Below are 407 nucleotides of genomic sequence, written 5' to 3'. Positions count from 1 at the left end.
ATCGGTAATTGGGGCTAAGTCGTAACAAGGTAGCCGTATCGGAAGGTGCGGCTGGAATACCTCCTTTTTAGAGCTCATTAACCTATGAGCTGTTGTTTCCTTCTTTTAATTTATTGTACTAACGCCCATGGCTACACGCCAGGCGAAAAGTAAAAGTTCTTTACAAAGTTTTCAATCTTTCGCTAACAGCGAAAGCAAAAAATGAAAACAAAAGACAAGATGAAGATGTGTAACCAAAGGGGTTACGGAGATCGGCTCTCACACATCGACAATAATCACGCAAATGAAATCTTGGAAAAGAAATCAGTGATTAAAAGTTCTTTGACATATTGGGAAATGCAAGTTGTATTCGAAATAGTAGTATTAAGAATACTAAAGATTTTTAAAGCGAATAAGGGCGCATGGTG

The 407-nt window shown here is 38.1% G+C and carries 1 protein-coding gene and 1 rRNA gene; both read left to right on the top strand.

Annotation, left to right across the window (positions count from 1 at the left end; translation table 11 throughout):
- Window positions 1–67, top strand: a 16S ribosomal RNA gene (locus tag HGH91_RS31005); the annotation flags it as partial.
- 134 nt (window positions 68–201) lie between these two features.
- The coding region (locus HGH91_RS31150) for a hypothetical protein (protein ID WP_211092496.1) at window positions 202–407 on the top strand (206 nt) is incomplete at its 3' end.

The sequence above is a fragment of the Chitinophaga eiseniae genome, from assembly GCF_012641265.1.
In the GTDB taxonomy this organism is placed as follows: Bacteria; Bacteroidota; Bacteroidia; order Chitinophagales; family Chitinophagaceae; genus Chitinophaga; species Chitinophaga eiseniae_A.
This window is presented reverse-complemented; position numbering and strand designations above follow the sequence as displayed.